This is a genomic window from Streptomyces brasiliensis, from assembly GCF_014647875.1.
Classification (GTDB): domain Bacteria; phylum Actinomycetota; class Actinomycetes; order Streptomycetales; family Streptomycetaceae; genus Streptomyces; species Streptomyces brasiliensis.
Genome location: NZ_BMQA01000014.1, coordinates 79,608 through 102,582 on the forward strand (window position 1 = coordinate 79,608; position 22,975 = coordinate 102,582).

Below are 22,975 nucleotides of genomic sequence, written 5' to 3' on the forward strand. Positions count from 1 at the left end.
ACGGACCGCCGGACGGAAGGCGCTGCGCACCCGCGGAGTCGAACCGCGACGATCGGTGGCCGGCCGTGGGTGCCCGCGCCGGACCGGTCACGACATGCAGGAACGGTGAACGCTGATGACCCGGGCTTCGTCGCTGGATGCCGAGACGGTGCTCATCGACCTCGACCGTCCCGGGCCACGTGCGAACGGCGGGGCGTCAGTCGCCGCCGAGATCGGCAAGGTGCAGCTGGCCGCGAGATGTGATGCCGAGCTTCGGGAAGACCCGGTGGAGGTGTTGACCCACGGTGCGGTGCGAGATGAACAGTCGTGCACCGATTTCGCGGTTGCTCAAGCCGGTGGCAGCCATTTTGGCTATCTGCAGTTCCTGGGGCGTGAGTCTGTCCAGCGTGTCGCTCGTCGGTCGGCCGACTGCTTCGCCTGACGCCCGAAGCGCGGCCCGCGCGTCCGCGCCCATCGCCTTGATACCCAGCGCGTCGAAGCTCTCCACAGCCGCCCGCAGCGGGCGCCGTGCGTCAAGGTTGCGGCGTTGGCGCCGCAGCCACCGGCCGTAGGCGAGCAGCAGCCGCGCTCTGTGCAACGGCCAGTGCGACAGCCGGCCGGCGAGAGCCTGCTCGTAGAACGGCTCGGCCTGGTCCTCGGCGGCCACGAAAGGGCGGGCATAAGCGGCCATGGCCTCCAGATACGGCGCGGTGGTCTTCTCGGCCAGGGCGTCGAGCCGGGCGAGGTAGTGCCGGGCTTCGCTGTCGCGGCCGGTGCGGGTCGCCGCTTCGATCAGGTCGGCGATCCCCCAGTAGCCCAAGAACGGGTGATAGGTGACGTCGGACGGGTCCAGCGTCCGAGCCAGTTGCTCGAAGGCCTCGTTGTGCTGGTTGTTGGCTATCGCGATGCGTCCCCGGGCGAACTGAGCGAAGCCGAGAATGGATTGAGCACCGATCGACAGCAGCTCTGTTTCAGCCGCCAGAATGAGTTCGCTCGCGGTTTCGGATTCTCCGCGCTCACCGGCCAGAACGGCCGTGGCGAGGTCGGCGACGAATCCCCAATGGGACCGCCCGGTCTCGCGAGACAGCCGCCTGGCCTCGTCAGCCGCCGATCTCGCCAATCGGTGCTTGCCGAGGTGTATCGCCGACCACGCCTGGGATGCCAGGGCCTCGCCGAGCAGTCCGAGGCGGCCTTGTCGGCGAAGGCCGTCGACGGCAGCGCACAGGTACGGCCAACCGAGGTCGAATCCCCATACGGCGGTCAACGTGGAGCCCAACGCATGCTGTTCAACAGGGTCATTCACGGATCCAGGCCCGATGCGGGCCATCACGTCGATGACCCAAGCCGTCTCTGCGACCGGGTTCGCGCTGGCGGCGATGGACACGACCAGGGGGTCGATGTCCATTCTCTGGAAACGCCGTGCCGTCCTGACGACCAGGCTTCGCGTCTCCTGGGACGGGTTGCCGTACCAGCAACCCGTGGCGAGAGGGCGCAGTGCGTTGAGCACGAGCGTGGCACCGCCGCTCTCGCTGCTGGCCAACTGGTCCGCCACGGCGGCGAAGGCCCGTATCCGCTCCGGGCTGAACAAGCGGTCCTCGTTGAGTGCCTCCGTCCACAAGGTGTGACGAAGCTGTTCCTCTCCTTCCAGCTTTGCGGACCGCGCCTTGGCGAGCTGCCGTCGCGCAGCGGTGGCGTCGCCGAGCTCGAAGTTGATCTCCGCTGAACGCAGCAGGAGGCGCCCCCGGTGCGTGTCCGGGGTGCTGAGCAGCGCTGCCTGTCGCAGTGCTTCGACCGCGGCAACCGGAGCCCCCCGCTGCAACGCCTTGGACGCGGCTGCTTCCAGGTCGAGCGCCACGTCGTCGTCCGGACCGGAGCTGGCGGCAGCACGGTGCCACGCCCGGCGTTCCTGGTGTCCTGCCAGTGCCGTCGCCAGTGCTGCGTGCCCGGCCAGTCGTCTCGACGGAGCGGCCGCGTTGTAGATGGCGGAGCGAATGAGGGGGTGCCAAAAGCGCACTCGGTGCGCGCTCAGCTCGATCAGGCCGGCCTGGATGGCGGGTGTCAGGGAATCGACCGAGAAGGGTGTGCCGTCCAGGAGCTCTGCGCCCCGAAGGATCTCGGTGACATCGTCTTTGTCGTCAGCCGCGGCGATCAGCAGAACGGTTCGAGTCGAATCCGGCAGCGACGAGGCACGGGACAGGAACGACTGTTCCAGGCGACGGGGTATCGGCAGCCACGGTTTCAGGGGCTGCGGCACGCCTGAGTTTCCGCTGAGCGCCGCTGGAAGTTCGACCAGCGCCAGTGGGTTGCCGGCGGCTTCCGCGAGGAGGCGGTCACGAACGGTCCGATCGAGGCTCGGCGCACGTGCCTCGAGAAGCTGCATCGCCGCGTCGTCGTCCAGCGTCGCCAGCTCAAGCTCCGGCAGGCCCGCGTCGTTCAGCACGGAATACATAACTCACTGATGGTGTCGACAGGCTTAGCTATCAAGTCAGCGACGTCAGTCAACTCCGTGACACGTTGTCGTTGATCAGGCGCAGCAGCTCCTTGACCGTCTCGTCCTGCTCCTCGGTCAGCCCCATGGCCCCGCTCATGGCGAGCGGCACGGCGCGCGCCCGGTCGCGCAGGGCAAGCCCTGAGGGGGTGAGCGTGAGGGTGACCGAGCGTTCATCATCCGCGCGGCGCTCCCGGTGGACCAGGCCGGCCGCCTCCAGCCGCTTGAGCAGCGGGGACAGCGTGCTGGACTCCAGCTGAAGGGCGGCACCCAGGCCGCGGACCGAGATCTCGTCCTGTTCCCACAGGACGAGCATCACCAGGTACTGGGGATAGGTCAGGTTCAGTTCGTCCAGCAAGGGCCGGTAACGAGCGGTGACCGACCGGGAGGCGGAGTACAGGGCGAAGCAGAGCTGGTCCCGCAACTGAAGCGATCCCCGGGCGCCACCGTGCGCGGTGGCGTCTGTCCCCTCGTTCACGGCTCGTTCCTCCTGTCGCATGGATACGGCGGTTCCGTACGCGATCCTACGCCATCAGGTCCGCCCAAATGAATCGTGCACAACTTAGTTGCGCTCGATCTGATCGCAAGCTATGTTTCTTCTCAGTCGCCGGCCAGCCGGCGGAGCACCACGAACGATCTTCTTTATGAATTCTCAGGAGCCAGTCATGTCCGAGTCCCTCACCCAGCCCGTCCTGGAGCCCGCGGCCGCCGCGTTCGCGGAGGCGACCGCCAACCCGCCGTACCTGTTCGACCTGCCGCCGGCGGAGGGCCGTAAGGCGGTCGACGACGTGCAGTCCGGCGACATCGAGAAGCCGTCCGTCGAAGAGGAGTGGATCACCGTTTCCGGCGGCCCCACGGGCAGCGTCCGGGCGCGGATCGTCAAGCCCACCGGTGCCCAGGGCACCCTTCCGGTGATCCTCTACATCCACGGCGCAGGCTGGGTCTTCGGCAACGCCCACACCCATGACCGTCTGGTGCGCGAGCTCGCCGTCGGCGCGGACGCCGCGGTCGTCTTCCCCGAGTACGACCTCTCCCCCGAGGCCCGCTACCCGGTCGCCATCGAGCAGAACTACGCCGTCGCCCAGTGGGTCGTGGAGCACGGCGCCACCAAGGGCCTGGACGGCTCGCGGCTCGCCGTGGCCGGCGACTCCGTCGGCGGGAACATGACCGCCGCGCTCACCCTGATGGCCAAGGAGCGGGGTGGACCCGCGCTGGTCCAGCAGGTCCTGTTCTACCCGGTCACCGACGCCAATTTCGACACGCCGTCCTACCACCAGTTCGCCACCGGCTACTTCCTGCGCCGCGACGGCATGCAGTGGTTCTGGGACCAGTACACCACCGACGAGAGCGAGCGCGCGCAGATCACGGCGTCTCCGCTGCGCGCCACCATCGAGCAACTGCGGGATCTGCCGCCGGCGCTGGTCATCACCGGCGAAGCCGACGTGCTGCGCGACGAGGGCGAGGCCTACGCCAACAAGCTGCGCGAGGCCGGCGTACCGGTCACCGCCGTCCGATTCCAAGGCATCATCCACGACTTCGTGATGCTCAACGCCCTGCGTGAGACCCACGCCGCCGAAGCTGCCATCACCCTGGCCGTCACCACCCTGCGCACAGCACTCGGCACGGCGTGACCCGCGGGCGTCCATGAGGCCGTGAAGGGCCCACGGCCTCGTGGGCGCCTCACGGCCCGGCACACGAAGCCACCTCGCGGATGACCACGGTCGCGCAGCGGCACGCGGGAGCCGAGCGCCGGGCGAACGCCACGGATAGGCTGACGAGGGGGAGTTGTCCACAGAGGCACGGACGTGGCGTCGGCTGTGCGATGACGGACGGCTGCCCCCCTCTCCATCCCGCCGCGTGAACCAAGGAGTTGAGTTGACCGACGAAGCAATGGGTGACGACGTCTACCAGCCGGACGGGTCCGAAGTACAGGACGACGCCGGACTGCTGGACGCGTCGGACACCCTGGACTACCGGGCCGGTGAGGAAGTCCTCGACGAGGGCTACTCGCCGCCCGAACGACCGTGGGGCGTGCAACACACCGGCGTCACGGCGGCCGAACGGCTGCGCGGGGAAAGCCTCGACGAGCGCTTGGCCGAGGAGATACCGGACATCGCGGTTGCGCAGGGCGACGGCATCGGAGACACCTGGGACACCGACGGCGAACCCTTGGACGCCGAGGTCGGTGACGCACGCGCCGGACGGCTCGTCGGGCCGGACGAGGGTCTGCCGGTCAGCGCTGGGTCCGGCCTCATCGCCTCGGACGTGGGGCTGGACGGAGCCGGTGCATCGGCCGAAGAGGCCGCCATGCATCTGACCTCCGAGTCCGACACCTGGCTCGAAACCTGAGCGGGCCTTGACCGAGTCGGGGGCGGTCGATCGTGGCGAACGACCGGCGCTTGTCGTGGCCCTCGGGCGCCGCTCGGCGAACGGACTGCGGACGTGGACGTCTGGGGTGGCGACGGTGCGCCGGACCGTCTGGTCCATCGCCAGGGAATCTCCCCCACGACCACGGAGGCGGTCGTACGGAAGAGACCGGTGTCGCCCGCCGGCACTCCTGGCAGCGCGCACATCACACTGATCGGCGGCCGGTCCGCCCCCGCTTCGACAGGCTCGAACCCCCTCGCGTCGGCCCCCGCAACGTCGCGCTGGTGGGCCTCGCCGACCAGCTGCGGCGAACGGCCACGACGTAACCAGTGGCCGAGTTGCTCCCACATGTCGACGGTGTCCCAGCCGCTGTGCTTCAACCTCATCTCGGCGGCCCGACAGGCGACCTCGCCGTCGCACCTTGCCACCGCAGGGAGATGGGCAGGCGCGCGTCGGCGGCGGTGCAGACGGTGTCCGGCGCCCCGCCGGTGGTGTCGTGCCGTTCGACGATGGTCCGGTAGGCGAGGTCGTCAAGGCTGCCGACGCCGGGCGGTTCGCCACCGCAGACGGGGATGAGGTCGTCCACGATGGCGTCGACGTCGAAGTCGGCCGCGTCCGGCACAAACCGCCGCGGCAGGCAGCTGGGCCCGCGTGGAGATCGTCTCAACTGGTAGAGCGTTGGGAAGTCGGGGGCGGCAGGCAGGCGCCCCGAGCGGGTTGGTGCCGTCAGGGTTGCTCGACCGGAGGCAGGAAGAGGTAAAGGCGGGTGCCTTGCGGTCGGTAGCCGGCCCGCTCGTAGACGCGGCGGGACCCTTCTCCGGAGTACTCCAGCCAGACTGACCCGGCTCCCTGGGTGAACATCGCTTCGGTCAGGGCGGCGGTCACTGCGGCGGCGACGCCACGGCCACGGTAGGCGGGGCGGGTGCCGACGCCGGACAGCTCGGCGGTGTCCTCTGCCGTCGGGGAGCAGGATGCCCCGCCGACGATGCCGCCTTGCGGGCCGCGAACGAAGCGCACTGCTCCGCCGCTCTGCTGGGTGCGGCGCAGGCGGGCCGCACCCTGTGCGGAGGGGGCGAAGACGTCACCGAATGCCTCGGCGAGTGCGGCATCGAGCTCGGCGAACTCTTCGTCGGTGGTCGGACTCTCCACGCGGGGGGAATCGGCGGACTGGGGGAGTATCAGCGTGTGGGGTGTGCAGACGAGGTATTCATGCACCGCCTCTGTGCCGAAGCCCGCCGCACGCAGGACCGGTTCCACGCTGGGGGCGGCCTGCGGGGCGAACTCCAGCCGGGGCAGCAGACCACGCTCCCGGAAGATGCCGATCAGCGCGGCGACGTCCCGCTCGGTCGGCTCTGCCCCGGGCAGCGGCGTCGCGTAGTTGAGGTAGGGGTTGTCGGTACCGGGGGTGAAGCCCGCGACGAAGCCGTCGGTTTCGACGACCACGGGACGGCGGCGGAGGTTGGTAGCGGCGAATCTCTGGACCTGAATGTCCATGATGGTGCTGACCTCACGAAGTCTCGGGTGGAGCCCTTGGCGAACTCGGGGAGTCGCGGCACGGGAGATGGCGGTGCGTCAGGCACCGCGTCGTGGGGCCGCCGTAGGGAACAGCGTGGCAGGCTGAGGCCGTTGCGTAGTGGGCGCTCAGTGCCGACGGCGGCCGCTCGGGGACGCCGAGAACATTGGCTTCGTTCCTCACTGTGAGTGTGTCTGCAAGGTCGCAGAGCGCGGCACACTGTTCCACGACCGACCCGAGCGGGCAAGCGGTTTTCCCAAGCCAGCGAGAGAGCGCACGGTGCCGGCGGACCAGACCCCAGCAGCAGATGAAGACGGCAGCGATCCTGCGAAGGCAAGGAAGTGACATGGCTCCAGCAGTCTGTGCTGGCCACCCGGTTCCGCTCGATGTCGGCACCCGAGGCGTCGACGTCGCCGACGTGGAGCAGCACGGCCCGACGCGGGTCGCGGGCCGTGCGCTCGCGGACGACCTGCACGTAGCTCTGGCTGCCGAACCCCCGGACGACGAGCACAGGGATCCCCGTGCGCTCCAGCCAGCCGGTCGACTGCGCCCGCGTGTCCTTCTCGCAGGCCACGTACAGGGCTGACGACTGGCCCGCGGTCCGCTCCAGGGCGAGCCAGTCGGGCGCATCCCGGAGGAACGCCCCGGCGTCCTGCCAGGCTGGCGGAACGTGGACCTCGCGCAACGGGCCGATGAGGTCGGGGAACCCTCTTCCTGGCGGGCCTGGGCAAGGCGTGCCGACAGACGTCGGTACGGCGGCACGGTGTGCGGGATCAAGCCCTCCGAGACGAGCCTGTTGTACGCCTGGCGCAGGGTGCAGCCGCCGACCTCGTCGTAGCTGGGTGACGATGTCGGCGGCGTCCACGATGCGCGGCCACTGGAGTCTGGGCACACGGGGCGAGGCGGTCGAATCCATGGCGACCTCCTCCCCCTACGTCGCCCGGGAGGCACCGTCGCCCGGGACGTGCCACCAGCGCAATCTCTGAGGCTGCCAGATCCGTACATGTAAACGGCATATGGCGCAAACCCGCTTAGGAGGTCACGTACCATGCGTCTCTCAACAGTCGCGATCATCCCCTTCTTGGCAGCCGGGGTGGCCTTCACGGGTGCGGCGCCCGCTATGGCAGATCCGCAACCCAACCCGACTACGCCCACCACCAGCACCATGCCGCAACCCAGCCCGACTACGCCCACCACCAGCACCAGCACCATGCCGCAACCCAACCCGACTCCGCCCACCACCAGCACCAGCACCATGCCGCAACCCGGAACGGGTTCGGGATTCGGCAACGGGGGGCGGGTCGGCCACGGCCAAGGCAACGGGTTCGGGTTCGGCAACGTCCGGCCAGGCCACGGGTTCGGTGACCGGAACCACATCCACCACTTCCGGCTGCACCGGCACCACCAGTTCTGCTTCTTCGTGCACCGCCACGTGGTGATCCGGATTATCCGGTTTGATCACCGTGGTGTGGTGATCGTCAAGACGATCATCCCCGGCCACCTTGTGTGCCTCAGCCCGTTCAGGAACTTCTGAGGAGAATCTCAGTGTGGGAACCAGGACCTGAAAGAAGTGCCGACCCGGTGACCGCGAACGCGAACGGTCACCGGGTCGGCGTGGGGTGGCCCGCGCCCGAAAGGCGAAGTGCGCCGGCCACGAAGCAGGAGGTATCGCCCTGATGGCGGCCGAAGGACTCACCAACCGGGAGATCACGGAGCGGCTCTATCGCTGAGCGGTCTGCTGCGTTCCCACGCCGCTTCCCTACGTCGCGCCGGGCCGGAGGACGGGGTCCGCTGCACGCCGGGCGGGCCGAATAAGAAGATCGAAACGGTCCTTCGCGGCGCCATTGAACTCCAGGTCGATGGCGGCCGGGAACTGACTTGAACATCCAAATGATCATTTAAATTTCAATCGATCACCACTAACCCATGTACGTCTCACGTCCACCCAGTTATGTTAGACATAGGTGACAAGAGCCCATCAGTAGCTGACATCACCATGTCTCCATTCGGGGCTGCCAGTGGTGACAGCAGGACTCTTCAGAGGTGCATCCTTGGACGACCAGACTCCGCCGTCGACGCTGTTCGGCCGCGAGGAAGAGCTGCGCAGGCTCGACACCTTCCTGGAGCGAGCCCGACGACAGGGCGACACCCTCCTCCTGTACGGCGAGCCGGGCGTGGGCAAGACCCGCCTGCTCGAGGCCGCCGTGGAACGCGCCTCCGCGCAGGAGATCCGCGTCATCCGGGCCACCGGTGTCCAGTACATGGCGGACGTCAGCTACGCCGTACTCGGCGAGCTGCTCCTCCCGCTGTCTTCGGGACTCACCGAGCTGGACGAAGAGTTCCAGGACGCCCTGACGGCGGCCCTCAGCTGGCACAGCGGCCCGTTTCCGTCACGCCTGATGATCCTCAACGCCTGCCTCACCCTGCTGCGGCGGCAGGCCGAGAAGAGTCCGCTGTTGCTCGTGGTGGACGACCTGCCCTGGGCCGACAGCCCCAGCGCGGTCGCGCTCGGTTTCGTGGCCCGCCGGCTGGCCGACAGCAGAGTGGGCCTGATCACCGCCTCCCGCACCAACGAGCACGACCACTTCCAGCGCAGCAGGCTTCCGGTACTGCAGGTCAAGCCGATCGGCGAGGGCCCCTCGGGCGAACTGGTCCGCGCCGCGTTCCCCGCCATGGCACCGAGCGTGCGACATCGTCTGGTCGCCGAGGCCCGGGGCAATCCGCTGGCCCTGCTGGAACTGCCCGCGGCCCTGCACACCGATCAGCTGTCCGGCATCAGGGCACTGCCGGACGTACTCCCGCTCACACGCCATGTCGAGTCGGTGTTCGCGGCCCGCGTCGCCCTGCTGCCTCCCCAGACACGGGCAATCCTCCTCATCTTGACCCAGGAGGGCACCGGCGACCTGCGCGTACTCCAGCGGGCCGCAGGTGCCGAACCCGTCCTCGATCACCTCGCACCGGCCGAGAGCGTGAAGTTGATCAAGGTGGACCTCGCCTCGCGAAATGTGGAATTCCGCCATCCCCTCGTGTGCTCGGCGGTAGTGGACTCCGCCGGGGAGGCCGAGCTGCGCCGGACCCACCGACTGCTCGCCGACCTGTTCACCGACGATCCGGAGCGCCGTGCCGGGCACCTCGCCGAAGCGGCGAACGAAGCCGACGAGTCGGTCGCGGCCCTGCTGGAGGAAGCCGCTCGTCGCAAGCTGCGCCGCGGTGACGCGGTCGGGGCCATGACCGCTCTCGTCCGAGCCGCGCAGTGCAGCGCCCACGCCGACGGCCGCTGCCGGCGGCTCGCCGAGGCCTCCTATCTGGCCGCCCACGTCACCGGTGATCTGAGCACCGCCACCCATCTGCTGGACGAGATCCGCACCATCGACCCACGGTTCGGCGGCTCACTGCATGCGGCGGCCGCCGCCGCCCACGTGCTGATCAACGGTGATGGCGACGCCGAGACGGCTTACGCGCTGCTCCTCGAGGCCATCGAGAAGGGGGACCACGACTACCGGGCTTCCCGCACCGACCTCGTCGAGGCACTCCATACCTTGCTGATGATCTGCTGGTTCGCCGGCCGGGAGGACTTCTGGCCGCCGCTGTACGCCGCCATCGACCGGCTCCAGCCGCAACCGCCCAGCAGTTTGCTGCTCATGAGCAGGACAGTCCCCGATGCCGCCCGCACACCACCCGACGTACGGCGGCGTGTGGCCGAGCTGATCGACCACCAGGACGAGCAGCGGGAGCCGCATCAGCTGATGCGCATCCACACCTCGGCCATCTATCTGGACATGCTCGGCAACTATCGTGCGGGAGACTGGCGCCTCGTCGAGCAGGGCCGGACGGGCGGCGCCGTGCGCACTACCCTGAGCGCGCTCTTGCACCTGGGTCGATGACTTCGTGGTCGGGCGCTGGGAGGAGGCCGAGCGGCTGGCCGACGAGGGCTTGGAACTCGCCGAAAGCCATGGCTACGCCTTTATGACCTGGTTCTTTCACTTCCACAAGGCCCTGCTGGCCGCGGCCCGCGGCGACCCGGAGGCGCACTGGTGGGCGGATGAACTCACACGCGTCACCACCGCCCGCAAGGCCTACGGCGCGGCCCTGACCGCACACCACCCCAGAGCACTCGCCGCCGCCGGGCGCGGCGACTGGGAGGCCGTCTACCAGCACGCCTCCCGGCTCAGCCCGGCGGGCAGGCTGGCCCCATACACCTCCCATGCCCTTTGGGTGGCCCTGGACCTCGTGGAAGCGGCTCTGCGTACCAACCGGTTCGCGGACGCGGTGGCGCACGCCCGGGCGATGCGTGAGGCAGGGCTGCCGGAGCTGTCCTCCCGGCTGGCCCTGTTCACCCTGGCCGCTGAAGCGCTCGTGGCCTCGGACGAAGAGGCGCCGGCCCTCTTCGAGCGCGCCGTGTCGGCCCCCGGCGCCAATCACTGGCCGTTCGACTACGCCCGTGTGCAACTCCTCTACGGTGAGCGCCTGCGCCGCATCGGCTCCGTGGCCGAGGCACGGTCCCATCTCGGCACCGCGCTCACCGTCTTCCAGCGTCTCAGGGCCACCCCCTGGGCGAACAGAGCGGGCGCCGAGCTGAGGGCCGCTGGACGCAACCAGCCCCTCCCGGTCGCCGAGGGCGCGGGGACCGGGGGCCTCACGACCCAGGAGGTGGAGATTGCCATGCTCGCCGCCGAGGGCCTCACCAACAAGCAGATCGGCGAACGGCTCTTCCTTTCCCACCGCACGGTGGGCACCCATCTCTACCGCATCTTTCCCAAGCTGGGCATCACCTCGCGCGCGGCGCTGCGGGACGCACTGTCGCAGTAGGATCCGCCGTGTAGTCCGATGGCCTGGTCTCGTCGGTGCCCTCCGGGACCCCGGCCGCCTTGAGCGGGAGCGTGAGCGCCACGGTGACAAAACGGTTGCGCACGAAGGCCGTGTGAGCACGAAGGCCGTGAGACCGATGTAGCCGGTCTCACCGATGCCGGGAATCCTCGTGGCATTGCCACCGAAGTGCTTCTGCGCCGGTGAGGACACTCCGTAGGCGGTAACCGTGCCCACGGCCCAGCCGGCCAGCAGCGTCGGCGGTGGAACCAGCGGGTGAACAGGCCGCCGACCAGCGCCGGGACGGTCTGCAGGATCCAGATTCCGGCGAGCAGCTGGTAGTTGACGGCCACGGCGTTGTCCATGGTCAGGAGGAAGATCAGTGCGCCCGCCTTCACCAGCAGCGACATGATCTTGGAAACCCGGGTCTCCTGCTCGGCTTTGGCGCCCGGTCTGATGAAGTCCTTGTAGATGTTCCGCGTGAACAGGTTGCCGCGATCGACATGTTGGCAGCCGGCACCGATGCGGACGCCGATCGCAGAGAAGGCGACACCCTGGAACCATGCCGGGAACATGTCCTCGGCTGACTGCGCGCTGGTGACCTTCACCCCGGCCGCGATCGCCAGGAAGCCGAGCATTGTGCATTCGGCGCCCTGTCCACCGTTTCCGACCGCATGGCGACCAAGCAGGCCATCGCGGGACATGATGTCGGAGAGCTGCGACGCATCACTCTGCCACCGGGTCAGAGCACAGGCTGGAACTTCACGACGGTACGGTCGTCGGCTTCGTCAAGGAACCACGTGCGCCGACCATGGCCACATCGGCCGCAATCCCGGCGTCCCAGTCGTGCTCGACGTTCCTCTACGTCCTGCCGCACGACCCACCGCTGCCGAGGACGCCCCCGAAACCCAGCAAGGTCTCAGACACTGACATACTGCACCGAATGCCCCTGCCTGATGCGTCGGGCGATGCCCTTCGCAACGAGCCCTTCAAGGGTCGTGCGCACGACGGTGGTCTTGATGACCCGGTCGGAATGTGCCTTGCTCAGCGTCGCCGCGACGTCGCCTGCAGAACAGGGCTCGGACCGCTCGGCCAGATGGGCCCGGATGAGGCTGACCAGCGTCGGCGCGTGCTGCTCCCGCCTTCCGGCGCCCCGCCCGCCAGCGACGCCACCGGTCACACCCCACCCCGGGGGCGCGGACGGCTGCTGCAGCGGGATGCCGCTCTCCAGGGCCCGCTGCATCGTCACGAGAACGGCATGGTTGTGCTGTAGAGCGAGGAGTCGCGATTCGAGCTGTTCCAGGTCGGCCCGGGTCTTGTCCTGCTCCCGTGCGTTTCGGTCGAGATCACTCGCCAGCTGAGCACTGTAGTGCGTCACCAAGTCCGTGGTGGTCGTCGCCTTGGTCTCGGGCATGCGGCAGACTCCTTGGTTCGGCTCCGAGTGCAGGCCACGCTCCAGAGGTCTTTCCCAGACTGCCGCCACTGAACGTCAATACACACGTCGTCCGGCGTCAGTGCACGAACTCAGTGTGGCACCCCTTGGTAAAACGTGCATCAGTATGGGCGGATGAACCTGACAACCTCATTCGATCAGGTGAGTCAGCGCGTCCCACTCCACGCCCGTCGACTCCTGTCCCTCGGGAACCAGGCCGTAGGTCTCGAGGAGCCACTCCGTGACGGGCTCGGCAGGCATCTCGAACAGGGCCGTGTGGGGATCGCGGCCGACTTCGAGCCACAGGAACCACCCGCCGCCCCCGTCACTCTCCGGCCACACGGTGACATCCCCCTCGCCGGCACTGCCGGTCAGCCCGTCGGCCAGCAGTTCCCGCGAGAAGACCCAACGCACCGGATGCTCACCTTCTGAGTCCAGGATCAGGGTGACGGCATAGGGATCCCGCACGTCATAGGAGAATTCGCAGGAGATCAGCATTGGAAGTCGCTTCGCGATCCAATATGTCGCGACAGTTGTGAGGTGCGCCTTCCTCATTTCGTCCACCCCCACCTGCAAGCCAAGGAAAAGTGGTGTTCCACGGTCTCCGACTGTTTCATCTGCTCGCTTCCCAGTTCCTGGGACAGGGTCGCCCACGCTCCACCCGGCCCGCTTCCTCATCATGCGAGGTCGCACCGCCCCTTTCCCATACGTCAAGTGACGGTGATCCGCCGCGCGGGCGCGGCGGGCTCCGCGCGCAGGCCACCGAAACACTCCCGGGCCCCCTTGACTCACAACCTAAGTCGCCCATCAAGACATATGAAGTAATGTGCCCCCACGCATGAGTGAGTCACCGACTCGCTGAATGGTCTGCGCAGACAAGGTTGGATGATGATCAACGAAACGTACGATCACGTCGTGGTCGGCGCAGGCACGGCCGGATGCGACCGGGCAGGGTGTCCTCCCGCAGCGGCACGTCCACCCGGTCGTCATGATGGCCCATGAGGTAGCCGGCATCTTCCTGGTCCATGTCGCGGAGGACCATCCTCGGCGCGGCATCGGCGGCGCGCTGATGGCGACGGCCCTGCGGGTCGGGCGGGAACGCGGGATGCGGCTGGCGGCGCTCGGGGCCGGCCTGGCCGGGGAGCCCTTGTACTGGCGCTTCGGCTTCACAGCCGTCTCCGAATACCGCCTCTTCTCAGGACCCACCCCCTGACAACTAATGTCACATCTGCACCCGAAATGACATCTAGTTGAGTTATATTCGCTGTTGTGACTCGGCCAGAGATAGCAGACTTCGAGGCCCAACTCGGTAATTGCCGTGTGACTACTGACTCGGCTGGGGAGCGCAAGAGCGCGAGGACGGCTACCTCTCCGTACTCCGCAGCGGACTCGCCGGTGGCCAGGCGCGGCATCGGTGGCGCGAGGTGACTGCGGGCACCGCTCTACGGTGGGCGGCACACGGCATCGCTGGTGTCTACGCCGTGACCACCGACGCCGCACAGCGGCGGCAGGGAATCGGCGCGACTGTCACCCACGCCGCAGTGCACGCCGGCCGGGAGCTCTCGGCCTGCGGGTCGCCACGCTGCAGGCCACCGGCGACGGCGTGCTTGGTCTACCGACGGCTCGGCTTCTCCGTCGTCGGCGAGTACGGACTCTTCGCGGTGCCGGCTCGTGAACCGGCAGAATGATCCCCCCTTCCTGTGAGGAACGAATCCCATGACCGACATCGAACTTCCCGACGCCATCCGGACGTTCATCGAGGCGACCAACGCCCGTGACTCCGAAGCCTTCGTGGCCGCCTTCACGCTCGACGCGTACCTGAACGACTGGGGCCGCGAGTTCCACGGCCGCCGCGGGGTGAGCGATTGGAACCGGACCGACAACATCGGCGTACAGGCTCACTTCGACCTGGTCTCGGCGAAACAGGGCCACGCTGCCGGAAGCTACCTGCTGACGCTGAAGGTGTCGGGCAACGGCTACAACGGCACCGGTCCCATGGCCTGCGAACTGCGCGACGGACTGATCGCGAGCCTTCGGATCAGCTGAGCACCCCGTCAGCGGGCAGCTGCCGGTGGGGGCAGCCGCATGCCGACGAGGTCGGGCGGGAGCGGGCTGTCGGGCTGGAAGAACGGCGCCGAGGGCCCGTCCGGGGCCGTGGCGGGGGCGTCGGTGAGGCGGAACCGGGCCCGGAGCCGCCCGTAGAAGTCGGTGGGGTGCAGGCGGATCTGCCGGAGCCGGTCCGGGGCGCGGAAGACACCGATCCAGTCACCGGGGTCGAGCACCCCGCGCAGCTGGCCGTCGACGCTCACGGCGGCCTGCCCGGAGTGGGGCAGGACCCGGAGGGCGACCGGTTCGCCGGGCGCCACGACGATGCTGCGGTTGAAGGTCACGTGCGGGGCGATGGGGGTGAAGACGACCGCGTCCATGTGCGGGGACAGTACGGGGCCCCCGCGGCGAAGCTGTAGGCGGTGGAGGCGGTGGGCGTGGCCACAGCCAGCGCGTCCGCCGAGTAGGACGCCAGCAGCCTGCCCGCGAGGTAGACGCCGACGCTCACCTGGCGATCGCGGGCGAGTTTCTCCAGGACGATGTCGTTGAGGGCGTTCACGTCCAGGGCCACGCCCCAGCCCTGGCCTTCCCTGGTCTCCGGCTGGACCTGCGGGGCCGGCGGTGCGGAACCGTGCCCGTGGAGCAGCAGCGCTTCCATCCCGATTCAACCCCATAAAAGTGCGGGTGAACCCCGGCTCCGGCATATCCACCTTGTTGCGTGGATCCGCCCTGAGGGAGAATTCACGGGTGATTCAGCCCGCTGCCCGACCCGAAACCCTCGTAGGACGTCTGGAGGAAATCGACTTCCTGCAGCGGTTCGTCCAACAGACCGCAGTGAACGGCGGCGCGTTGCTGCTGTCCGGCGAGGCGGGTGTAGGCAAGACGGCTCTGCTGGAGGCGACCGCCGACGCCGCCCGCGACTCGGGCACGACCGTTCTCCGCGTGACCGGAGCAGAGTTCGAGGCCGAGGTCAGCTTCGCCAGCCTCAACCAGGCCCTGTTCCCCCTGGTCGACGAATTCTCCGAACTCGGGGACGAACACGCCCAGGCGCTCAGGGTCGCCCTGGGTTTCGAGGTCGGCCCCCCTCCGGACCGGCTCCTGCTGTCCAACGCCGTGACCTTGCTGTTCCGCAGGATGGCGGCTCGTGCCCCGCTGCTGCTCGTCATCGACGACCTGCCCTGGCTGGACCGGGCCAGTGCCGCGGTGCTGAGCTTCGTCGCGCGCCGACTGATCGGGAGCAGGGCAGGGCTCCTGGCTGCGTTCAGATCCGGATCGTACGTCTATTTCGACGTCTCCGGGCTGCCCGAGATGGTGTTGCAGGCGCTGGACGACGAAGCCGCCGCTCACCTGCTCGCGGAGCGCTTCCCCGGCATTGACCCGCAGGTCCGGGCGCGGGTGCTCAGCACCGCGCAGGGCAATCCCCTCGCCCTGCTCGAACTGCCGCAGGCACTGCGGGAGTCCCGGCGCGGTCCGGCCCAGCCCCTTCCGCGCATACTTCCGCTGACCCAACGCCTGCAAGGACTGTTCGCGGCCCGGGTGGCGGCCCTGCCCGCCGCCACCCGTACCCTGCTGCTCACCGCTGCGCTGGAAAGCACCGGCGACCTCAGGGTGCTGCAGGACGCGACGGACGCCGGGTACCGGTTGGACGACCTCGCGCCCGCCGAGCAGGACCAGCTCGTCCGGGTCGAAGCCGCCTCGCACAAGGTGACCTTCCGGCACCCGCTGATCCGGTCCGCCGTCGTGGCGGAGTCGACGTCCGCCGAACGCCGGCAGATACACCAGGCCCTGGCGCAGGCCTCCCGCGGCAACCTCGAACTCCGGGCGTGGCACCTGGGCGAAGCCACCGTGGAACCCGACGAGGAGGTGGCGGCGTTGCTGCAGGCGGCGGCGCGCCGTGTCCGGGGCCGCGGGGACTACCAGGCTGTGATCTCCCTGCTGTGCCGCGCAGCCGATCTCAGTCCCATGGCGGAGGCACGCAGCAGCCGCCTCGCCGAAGCCGCCTACATCGGAGCGGAAGGCCTGGCCGAGGCCAAGAGCACCACGGAACTGCTGCAGGGGATCCACCGGTCCGACGAGCAGGCGCCCACCTCACTGCACTACGCGTCAGCGGCGGCTCTCCAACTGCTCGACGCGGACGGGCACGTGGACACCGCCCATCGCCTCCTGGTCGGAGCGATCGAGTCCTGGCCGAACCATACGGATGCGGACGATGAGGAACTGATCACAGGACTGTGGACCCTCGCTCTGGTGTGCATCGTCGGCGGACGGGCCGAACTGTGGGAGGCCTTCCACACGGCCATGGCACGTCTCAGACCCGAGCCGCCCGAGATCATGACCCTGGGCATTGGTCTGTTCGGCGCCGACCCCGTCCGCACAGGGGTGCCCCTGCTGCCGACCCTGGAGGCCAGGCTGGCGACGATCCATCGCGAGTCCGATCCGGCCGTGGTGCAGGATGTGGCGGCGAGCGCGATCTACCCGGACCGCCTGGCCGAGGTACGTGAGCCCCTGTGGCGGAGCATCCGGCAGGGCCGGGCCGGGGGGCCCGGCAGACGGCGGATCGTCGCACTCATGGATGTGTGCTTCGACGACTTCGTCCGCGGCGAATGGGCCGAGGCCGGCGAACTGGCGGACGAGGGCCTTGCCGTGTGCGATGAGTTCGGAGGCAGGTTCTTCGGCTTCTACTTCCGCTATCACCAGGCTCTCCTCGCCGCCGTCCAGGGCAGGTTCGAGACCAGCCGGGCCCTCGCCGACCAGATGATCGGCTGGGCCGGTCCGCGCGGCGTGGGCATGGCCCAGACGTACGCCCGCCACGCCCTGGTCCTGGCCCATCTCGGGGAGGGCAACTTCGAGTCGGCCTATCAGCATGCGACGGGCATCAGCCCCGCCGGGACCCTCGCCTCGCACGTACCCCACAGTCTCTGGGTGGCCATGGAGCTGGTAGAGGCCGCCGTTCGCACTGACCGCAGGGCCGAGGCGGAGCGACACGTACGCGTGCTGCAAGAGTCGGGCATCGCGGCCCTTTCCCCCCGGCTCGCGATGCGGGAAACGGCTTCCGCGGCGCTCGTCGCCGGCGACGAGGCCCCGGAACTGTTCGAGCGCGCGCTGAGTCTGCCCCGGGTGGCCGAATGGCCCTTCGACGCCGCGCGCGTCCGCCTCCTCTACGGCGAACGGCTGCGCCGCTCACGGGCGGCGAACGAGGCGAGGGTCCAGCTCAAGCAGGCACTCGGCGCTTTCGAGAAGCTCGGCGCCGCTCCATGGGCGGCGCGCGCCGAACGGGAGCTGAGGGCGGCGGGACAGGCCACGCGAACCCCCTCCAGCGCCCAGGGCGTGGCCGCCCTGACATCCCAGGAACTCGAGATCGCGCGGCTCGCGGCGTCCGGCATGACGAACAAGGAGATCGGTGAACGGCTGTTCATCTCACCCCGGACAGTGAGCAGTCACCTGTATCAGATCTTCCCGAAGCTGGGCATCACCAAGCGAGCGGCATTGCGGGACGCGATCGGCGGCGACGACACCTAGGCCTCACTCAGGCCGTGCCCGTACCACGCTCAACCTGCGCCTTCAGCCCCGCTAGACACCTGTGCACCATGCGCTGGGCTCCGGCTGGATCCGCTTCCCGGTGTGCGATGGCGGCGGGTCCACGGGCCGCGAACCCCATGAGGACCAGGGTCCGGCAGCCACGGGCCAGGAACAGCCACTCCTGGTAGAGGCCGACGTCGATGCCTTGCGCGAACCAGGCCAGGCGGCTGCCGCGGCTGCACTCGCCGACCCGTGCACGCACTGCCAGTCCGTCCAGCCGGTAGGTGAACTCGCTGTCGGTCTGCAGCCCCTGCGGCTCGGTGTCCGCGGCCGACCCGTCGCCGATGCCCGTGAAGTCCCGTTCCCGCCTGCATATGTCAGCCAGGTGTCCGAAAACGACCTCCGGTTGCGCGTCGATGACGACCTCGCCGAGGCTCCAGAGATCCGAGAAGTCCGGGGAGTAGCCGATCGGCCAGTGCAGAAGTCGGCGGCTGTCCGGCTGGTCCGTACCGGGCGCATCGAACACGATCTCTTCCTCCGTGCGGCTCCTGATGACTGCGTCCGTCATCAGGCTTCCCGACCGCGCACGGGCGGGCATCAGTCATTCGACGGGATACCGCGCACCGAGCGTGACGTGTGGCAGGGGCAACCCGTGGCGCGCGCCCGCCGTCGGGATCAGCCCCACAACACGGTGAACCTGCCCCGGGGAGGGACGCCGCCGATCCGGGCGCGCAGTGCGCGGTCGGTGAGATGGCGGAGCACCGCACCCACCGGGCCGCCGACCGCAACGAGGAGCCGGTTCACGGCGGACCGGCGAGCAGCCGCGACCGTGCGATGACCCGCCGGGTCACCGCGACGGTGTAGGTGGAGAAGGTGGTGAACCCGCCCAGGACGCCGGTGCCGAAGGATGGGGGCAACAGGGGATACGGGTGTTCGATCCCGCTGGAGATGGTCATGAAGACGCCGATCGCCGCACAGCCGGCCACATTGCGCCGCCGACCGTGACCGCGGCGGGTACCGCCGCCTTCGCGCGGGCCGGCCCGGTGTGCGGGCCGGCCTCGTGAACAAAGGCGATGCGCCGGAGGGACGTGGTCATGGTGCGCCTCTGCGGAATGGTGGTCGGCCCGGTCAGTTCCCAGCGGCCAGTTCCGGCAGCAGGCGGGCCGCGTTACGGGTGGTCAGCGCGTGCCAGGTGCCGCCTTCCGGTTGTTCGGCGGCGTCTATGGAGGCGATCTGGGCGACGGCTCCGGCGGCCGGGGTCCAGCAGTAGTCGCTGCCGTAGAGCAGCCGGTCGTAGCCGAAGGTCGTGGTGAGCACGGGCACTTGGTGCGGGAACGGGCTGCCGGCCATGTCGAACCACAGGCCGCGCAGTTCCGCCTGCACGGTGGGACCGTCCGCGGAGCCGACGCCGAACACCGTGCGGAACAGTTCCATGCGGTCGGCGAGCAGCGGGAGCGCGCCACCGCCGTGAGTGATGACCCACTGAATGCGCGGGTAGCGGCGGAGCACTCCGTTGAACAGCAGGTCGGAAACGGCGCGGGTGGAATCGAACAGGAACTCCAGCATGGGCCGGGGCTTGCCCAGTGAGACCGCCTCGTGGCAGGGCGGCGAGGTGGGGTGGACGAAGACGACGGCGCCGCGGCCGTCCAGCTCCCTCCAGAGCGGGTCGAAGCGGGGGTCTCCGAGGTAGGCCCCGTCGTGGTTGGTCTCGACGGAGACGCCGTTGCTGCCGAGGACGTCGAGGGCGTGCACGGCCTCGGCAAGTGCGCCGTCCACGTCGGGCAGCGGCAGGGACGCGAAGTGCCCGAAGCGGCCGGGGTGTTCGCGCAGCACATCCGCCGCGAACTCGTTGACCCGCCGGCTCAGCTCACCTGCGGCGCGGTCGTCGCCGAAGTGTGTGCCGGGGGACGAGATGGACAGCATGCTGGTACGGATGCCGGTGGAGTCCATGAGGTCCAGGTGCTCCGCCGCGGACCAGGTGGGGTAGCCGCGCATGCCATCGGGAAGCAGGTGACCGGCGGCCCGGGCGGCCTCGACGTAGTCGGGGGTGACGAAGTGGGCGTGGATGTCGATGAGTTGTTCCGCTGTCGCGGTCACTGGAGCGGTCCTCCATTCCTGTTCGGCGGCATGGGCGGGGCACGCGCGGGGTGCCCGCTGGTGACGCTGCGGCTGCAACGGGCCTGAGCAGCACCGTGCGGGGCTCCGGCGGCGCGGGAGCCCCGCACGATGTTCAGGCGCTCTCCAGGGGTACGGTCAGCGCGACCGTACCCCGCAGGTCCAGCGCGACCGCGTCTTCGGTCCGGACCACGCTGAGCACCGGCTCGCCGCATTCGGCGCAGTGGGCCACAAGGCCGTGACCGTGGTGGTCCAGGCGCAGCCGCGCCACGGGCCCGGCCGAGCCGCAGCGCACGCACAGGACGGTCGCAGCCGTCACGTCGACAGCGAACAATCCTGAGAGCATTCCAGCGAGCGCGTCGCCGTCGCGGTGTCCGGCGCACCCGTCGTACTCGTCCCGGCAGTCTGCGGTCGTGGGTGCAGCGGGAAGTGAGGGGCATGATCGTCGTCCTTGGCCGAGTGGGGGCGCGGGCCCCACGCCGGGCCCGCGCCCCCTGGGGAAGGTGGCGCCAGGGGTCCTTGGGGGGTACGGGTCCCTCGCGCCACGCGTGGTTCAAGGTGGTCAAGCGCCGGTACTGCCAGGGCTGGCGGTTCCCGCCGTGGTGTACGCGTGGGCACCGGCGCCGGCCAGCTTGCCGCCGTCGACGATGAGGTACTCGTCGCGGATCGGGCGACCGGCGAAGAAGTCCTCCAGGATCTCGCGCGTGCCGGCGGCGTAGCGTGCCTGGGCCGACAGAGTGGAGCCCGACACGTGGGGGGTCATGGCGTTGTGCGGCATGGTACGCCACGGATGGTCGGACGCCGGAGGCTGCGGATACCAGACGTCGCCCGCGTATCCGGCCAGTTGCCCCGACTCCAGCGCGCGCACGACCGCGTCCCGCACCATGATCTCCGCTCGCGCGGTGTTCACGATGTAGGAACCACGGCGCATGGTCGCCAGCAGCTCGTCGTCGAAGAGGTGATACGTCTGTGGTTGAAGCGGCGCGTGCACGGAGACCGCGTCGACGCTGCGCACCAGCGACTGGACGTCCGGGTGGTAGGTCAGGCCCAGTTCATGTTCCACCGCCTCGGGCAGCCGATGCCGGTCCATGTAGTGCAGGTTGACGTCGAACGGCTTGAGCCGCTTGAGCACCGCGCGCCCGATACGGCCGGCGGCGATGACGCCGACGTCCATGCCCTCGATGTCGTAGGCCTGCGACACCGCGTCCGCGATGTTCCAGCCACCGTTGCGGACCCACTCGTGGGAGGAGACGAAGTTCCGTACCAGGCACAGCAGTTGCAGCACGGCGTGCTCGGCCACGCTGATGCTGTTGCTGTAGGTCTCCTCGGCGACGGTGATGCCGCGCTGGATGGCGGCCTCCAGGTCGACGTGGTCCGAACCGATGCCCGCGGTGAGGGCGAGCTTGAGCTTCTTCGCCTTGGCGATGCGCTCGGCGGACAGATAGGCCGGCCAGAAAGGCTGGGAGATGACGACGTCGGCATCGGGCAGTTCACGCTCGAAGACGGAGTCCTCGCCGTCCTTGTCACTGGTGACGACGAACTCGTGTCCCTGCTCCTCCAGATAGGAGCGCAGGCCCAGTCCGCCCGAGACGCAGCCGAGGAGTTCCCCGGGGGTGAAGTCGACAGCGGACGGAGTCGGCAGGCTCATGCCGCCCGGGTAGGCGGTGAGCCTGGGAAGCGTGTCGCGGACGTACTTGGGTGGGTACCCAGCAAGCGGATCCGGATACAGGACGCACAGCACCTTCATTTCCCACTTCTCCTCGCACGCGAGCGATCAACTGACCAGGGTCACCGGCCGGAGATCAGAAGGAAGGCGAGGTCCGGCCGGACTCCACCACTCTCGCTCCGGGCGCCGGGCCCGGGCCATGGAGCTCGCACCATGACCGGCGGCGGCCCGGTATGGGGAGCGCCCCACCTCCAGGTAGGGGCGGGCCCCGCACGGTCAGACGAACGGCAGGCAGCGCACGGGCTGAAGGCCGCGGTCCACCATGCGGTGGCACCCCGGCATGGGCACGAAGGCGTTCGAGGGAGGACCGGGACTTTGCGGCGAGGTCAGTGCTCGACCTGTGCGTGGCTCTGGCAGAGTTCCACGAGCGCGCCCCCCGCCCGCACCAGCGGCCGTCCCGTTCGGTCAGGGTGAAGGGCGGGCTGGTCCACGCGGTCTCGTCGAGCGTGGGCTGGATGTCGAAGTGCGCGTAGAGCAGGACGGTCGGCGCGTCCGGCGGGCCGGGCAGGAGCCGTACACGGACTGCCGGCCGTCGGGCATGTCGAGGACGGTGACATCGTCGAACTCCTCGGCACGCAGGGTGGCGGCGATCCATTCCGCGGCCCTTTCCGACTCGCTGCGCGGACTGACGTCCAGATCCGCCACGGAACGGAACGCCACCAGCTCGGCGAGTTCTGTCCGGACTGCGGGGATCATCGTGGCGATGGGGTCTTGGCCCACGGAGTGACTCCTCCCAGTGCTGATAGCTGACAGCATCTCGACACGTGACTGTCACCTCCATCTTCAGTGCTGCTTGACGTGCTCTTCGGACAGTGGCCGGTCCGTGCCTGCGTACCGGCCGCCGCGGACAGCGAGACCGTGTTGGCGGCATACGGCGCGGAGACCGACCGGCTGAACGCAGAGGAGGTCGTGGTGTGCCGTTCCGAGAGCGGCGCATCTTCATGAGCAACCGACCGCGCCCGCCCCCGGATCCGGGGGCGGGCG

The 22,975-nt window shown here is 69.1% G+C and carries 20 protein-coding genes and 3 pseudogenes; 9 read left to right on the forward strand and 14 right to left on the reverse strand.

All coding sequences use genetic code 11. The features are described from left to right. Window positions 1–196: 196 nt before the first annotated feature. On the reverse strand, window positions 197–2,428 hold the full coding sequence (locus IEZ19_RS22305) for a helix-turn-helix transcriptional regulator (protein ID WP_189313039.1): 2,232 nt from the start codon (window positions 2,426–2,428) through the stop codon (window positions 197–199). Window positions 2,429–2,477: 49 nt separating this feature from the next. Then, window positions 2,478–2,945 carry a MarR family winged helix-turn-helix transcriptional regulator gene (locus tag IEZ19_RS22310; protein WP_229840585.1) on the reverse strand — a complete coding sequence of 156 codons (468 nt, stop codon included), beginning with the start codon at window positions 2,943–2,945 and terminating at the stop codon, window positions 2,478–2,480. A 187-nt stretch (window positions 2,946–3,132) separates the two neighbouring features. Between IEZ19_RS22310 and IEZ19_RS22315 the strand changes: the two genes are divergently transcribed. Together IEZ19_RS22315 and IEZ19_RS22320 are read left to right on the forward strand one after the other, a co-directional pair. After that, window positions 3,133–4,098, forward strand: coding sequence for an alpha/beta hydrolase (locus IEZ19_RS22315; protein WP_189313043.1), 966 nt, complete (start codon window positions 3,133–3,135; stop codon window positions 4,096–4,098). Window positions 4,099–4,357: 259 nt separating this feature from the next. Continuing rightward, a complete protein-coding gene (locus IEZ19_RS22320) occupies window positions 4,358–4,816 on the forward strand; it encodes a DUF5709 domain-containing protein (RefSeq protein WP_189313121.1) in 459 nt (152 codons plus the stop codon). Between the two features lie 400 nt (window positions 4,817–5,216). Here IEZ19_RS22320 and IEZ19_RS22325 read toward each other — a convergent pair whose 3' ends face one another. After that, window positions 5,217–5,501, reverse strand: a complete 285-nt coding sequence (locus IEZ19_RS22325) for a hypothetical protein (protein WP_189313045.1) — start codon at window positions 5,499–5,501, stop codon at window positions 5,217–5,219. A 59-nt stretch (window positions 5,502–5,560) separates the two neighbouring features. Then, window positions 5,561–6,328: a GNAT family N-acetyltransferase gene (locus tag IEZ19_RS22330; RefSeq protein ID WP_189313047.1), complete on the reverse strand. Its 768-nt coding sequence runs from the start codon at window positions 6,326–6,328 to the stop codon at window positions 5,561–5,563. A gap of 365 nt (window positions 6,329–6,693) precedes the next feature. Here IEZ19_RS22330 and IEZ19_RS22335 point away from each other — a divergent pair, with 365 nt between their 5' ends. The 4 genes from IEZ19_RS22335 (at window position 6,694) to IEZ19_RS50865 (ending at window position 11,156) form a co-directional block, all read left to right on the forward strand. Continuing rightward, the gene (locus tag IEZ19_RS22335) at window positions 6,694–6,933 is read left to right on the forward strand and encodes a hypothetical protein (RefSeq protein WP_189313049.1); all 240 of its coding nucleotides are present in this window, start codon (window positions 6,694–6,696) and stop codon (window positions 6,931–6,933) included. A gap of 495 nt (window positions 6,934–7,428) precedes the next feature. Next, the gene (locus tag IEZ19_RS22340) at window positions 7,429–7,881 is read left to right on the forward strand and encodes a hypothetical protein (protein WP_189313050.1); all 453 of its coding nucleotides are present in this window, start codon (window positions 7,429–7,431) and stop codon (window positions 7,879–7,881) included. A gap of 517 nt (window positions 7,882–8,398) precedes the next feature. Beyond that, complete coding sequence (locus tag IEZ19_RS50860) at window positions 8,399–10,231, forward strand: ATP-binding protein (protein WP_229840591.1); 1,833 nt, start codon at window positions 8,399–8,401, stop codon at window positions 10,229–10,231. A gap of 4 nt (window positions 10,232–10,235) precedes the next feature. Beyond that, window positions 10,236–11,156 carry a helix-turn-helix transcriptional regulator gene (locus IEZ19_RS50865; RefSeq protein WP_229840593.1) on the forward strand — a complete coding sequence of 307 codons (921 nt, stop codon included), beginning with the start codon at window positions 10,236–10,238 and terminating at the stop codon, window positions 11,154–11,156. Here IEZ19_RS50865 and IEZ19_RS50870 read toward each other — a convergent pair. The 3 genes and pseudogenes from IEZ19_RS50870 to IEZ19_RS22360 all read right to left on the reverse strand — a co-directional run. Continuing rightward, window positions 11,116–11,791 (reverse strand): annotated as a pseudogene (locus IEZ19_RS50870) (sodium:solute symporter); the annotation flags it as partial. The gene IEZ19_RS50865 and the pseudogene IEZ19_RS50870 overlap by 41 nt on opposite strands. Before the next feature lie 281 nt (window positions 11,792–12,072). Further along, the gene (locus tag IEZ19_RS22355) at window positions 12,073–12,567 is read right to left on the reverse strand and encodes a hypothetical protein (RefSeq protein WP_189313052.1); all 495 of its coding nucleotides are present in this window, start codon (window positions 12,565–12,567) and stop codon (window positions 12,073–12,075) included. Window positions 12,568–12,735: 168 nt separating this feature from the next. Further along, entirely contained in the window at window positions 12,736–13,140 is a 405-nt protein-coding gene (locus IEZ19_RS22360) for an SsgA family sporulation/cell division regulator (RefSeq protein WP_189313053.1), read from the reverse strand. A gap of 436 nt (window positions 13,141–13,576) precedes the next feature. Between IEZ19_RS22360 and IEZ19_RS22365 the strand changes: the two genes are divergently transcribed. Then, on the forward strand, window positions 13,577–13,798 hold the full coding sequence (locus tag IEZ19_RS22365; RefSeq protein WP_229840601.1) for a GNAT family N-acetyltransferase: 222 nt from the start codon (window positions 13,577–13,579) through the stop codon (window positions 13,796–13,798). Window positions 13,799–14,301: 503 nt separating this feature from the next. After that, window positions 14,302–14,631 (forward strand): nuclear transport factor 2 family protein, encoded by a 330-nt coding sequence (locus IEZ19_RS22370; RefSeq protein ID WP_189313055.1) that lies wholly within the window; start codon window positions 14,302–14,304, stop codon window positions 14,629–14,631. An 8-nt stretch (window positions 14,632–14,639) separates the two neighbouring features. Here the strand turns inward: IEZ19_RS22370 and IEZ19_RS22375 are convergent. Further along, window positions 14,640–15,289, reverse strand: a pseudogene (locus tag IEZ19_RS22375) (NAD(+)/NADH kinase). An 89-nt stretch (window positions 15,290–15,378) separates the two neighbouring features. Between IEZ19_RS22375 and IEZ19_RS22380 the strand changes: the two are divergent. After that, the gene (locus IEZ19_RS22380; RefSeq protein ID WP_189313056.1) at window positions 15,379–18,150 is read left to right on the forward strand and encodes a helix-turn-helix transcriptional regulator; all 2,772 of its coding nucleotides are present in this window, start codon (window positions 15,379–15,381) and stop codon (window positions 18,148–18,150) included. Window positions 18,151–18,157: 7 nt separating this feature from the next. Here the strand turns inward: IEZ19_RS22380 and IEZ19_RS22385 are convergent, their stop codons facing one another. The 6 genes and pseudogenes from IEZ19_RS22385 to IEZ19_RS50880 form a co-directional block, all read right to left on the reverse strand. After that, complete coding sequence (locus IEZ19_RS22385; protein ID WP_189313057.1) at window positions 18,158–18,718, reverse strand: SRPBCC family protein; 561 nt, start codon at window positions 18,716–18,718, stop codon at window positions 18,158–18,160. Window positions 18,719–18,950: 232 nt separating this feature from the next. Then, a complete protein-coding gene (locus IEZ19_RS22390; protein ID WP_268248656.1) occupies window positions 18,951–19,136 on the reverse strand; it encodes a FluC/FEX family fluoride channel in 186 nt (61 codons plus the stop codon). Between the two features lie 142 nt (window positions 19,137–19,278). Beyond that, window positions 19,279–20,247 carry an amidohydrolase family protein gene (locus IEZ19_RS22395; protein WP_189313059.1) on the reverse strand — a complete coding sequence of 323 codons (969 nt, stop codon included), beginning with the start codon at window positions 20,245–20,247 and terminating at the stop codon, window positions 19,279–19,281. 133 nt (window positions 20,248–20,380) lie between these two features. Further along, window positions 20,381–20,743: a DUF6510 family protein gene (locus IEZ19_RS52620; protein ID WP_268248657.1), complete on the reverse strand. Its 363-nt coding sequence runs from the start codon at window positions 20,741–20,743 to the stop codon at window positions 20,381–20,383. Between the two features lie 84 nt (window positions 20,744–20,827). Continuing rightward, on the reverse strand, window positions 20,828–22,012 hold the full coding sequence (locus IEZ19_RS22405; protein WP_189313061.1) for an NAD-dependent formate dehydrogenase: 1,185 nt from the start codon (window positions 22,010–22,012) through the stop codon (window positions 20,828–20,830). A gap of 345 nt (window positions 22,013–22,357) precedes the next feature. Then, window positions 22,358–22,687 (reverse strand): annotated as a pseudogene (locus tag IEZ19_RS50880) (M20/M25/M40 family metallo-hydrolase); the annotation flags it as partial. Window positions 22,688–22,975 lie beyond the last annotated feature (288 nt).

Coding starts and splice junctions, on each gene's coding strand:
- IEZ19_RS22305 (WP_189313039.1), bottom strand. CDS start 2,428: ATGTATTCCGTGCTGAACGACGCGGGCCTGCCGGAGCTTGAGCTGGCG.
- IEZ19_RS22315 (WP_189313043.1), top strand. CDS start 3,133: ATGTCCGAGTCCCTCACCCAGCCCGTCCTGGAGCCCGCGGCCGCCGCG.
- IEZ19_RS22320 (WP_189313121.1), top strand. CDS start 4,358: ATGGGTGACGACGTCTACCAGCCGGACGGGTCCGAAGTACAGGACGAC.
- IEZ19_RS22330 (WP_189313047.1), bottom strand. CDS start 6,328: ATGGACATTCAGGTCCAGAGATTCGCCGCTACCAACCTCCGCCGCCGT.
- IEZ19_RS22335 (WP_189313049.1), top strand. CDS start 6,694: ATGGCTCCAGCAGTCTGTGCTGGCCACCCGGTTCCGCTCGATGTCGGC.
- IEZ19_RS22355 (WP_189313052.1), bottom strand. CDS start 12,567: ATGCCCGAGACCAAGGCGACGACCACCACGGACTTGGTGACGCACTAC.
- IEZ19_RS22360 (WP_189313053.1), bottom strand. CDS start 13,140: ATGAGGAAGGCGCACCTCACAACTGTCGCGACATATTGGATCGCGAAG.
- IEZ19_RS22365 (WP_229840601.1), top strand. CDS start 13,577: ATGGCCCATGAGGTAGCCGGCATCTTCCTGGTCCATGTCGCGGAGGAC.
- IEZ19_RS22370 (WP_189313055.1), top strand. CDS start 14,302: ATGACCGACATCGAACTTCCCGACGCCATCCGGACGTTCATCGAGGCG.
- IEZ19_RS22385 (WP_189313057.1), bottom strand. CDS start 18,718: ATGACGGACGCAGTCATCAGGAGCCGCACGGAGGAAGAGATCGTGTTC.
- IEZ19_RS22405 (WP_189313061.1), bottom strand. CDS start 22,012: ATGAAGGTGCTGTGCGTCCTGTATCCGGATCCGCTTGCTGGGTACCCA.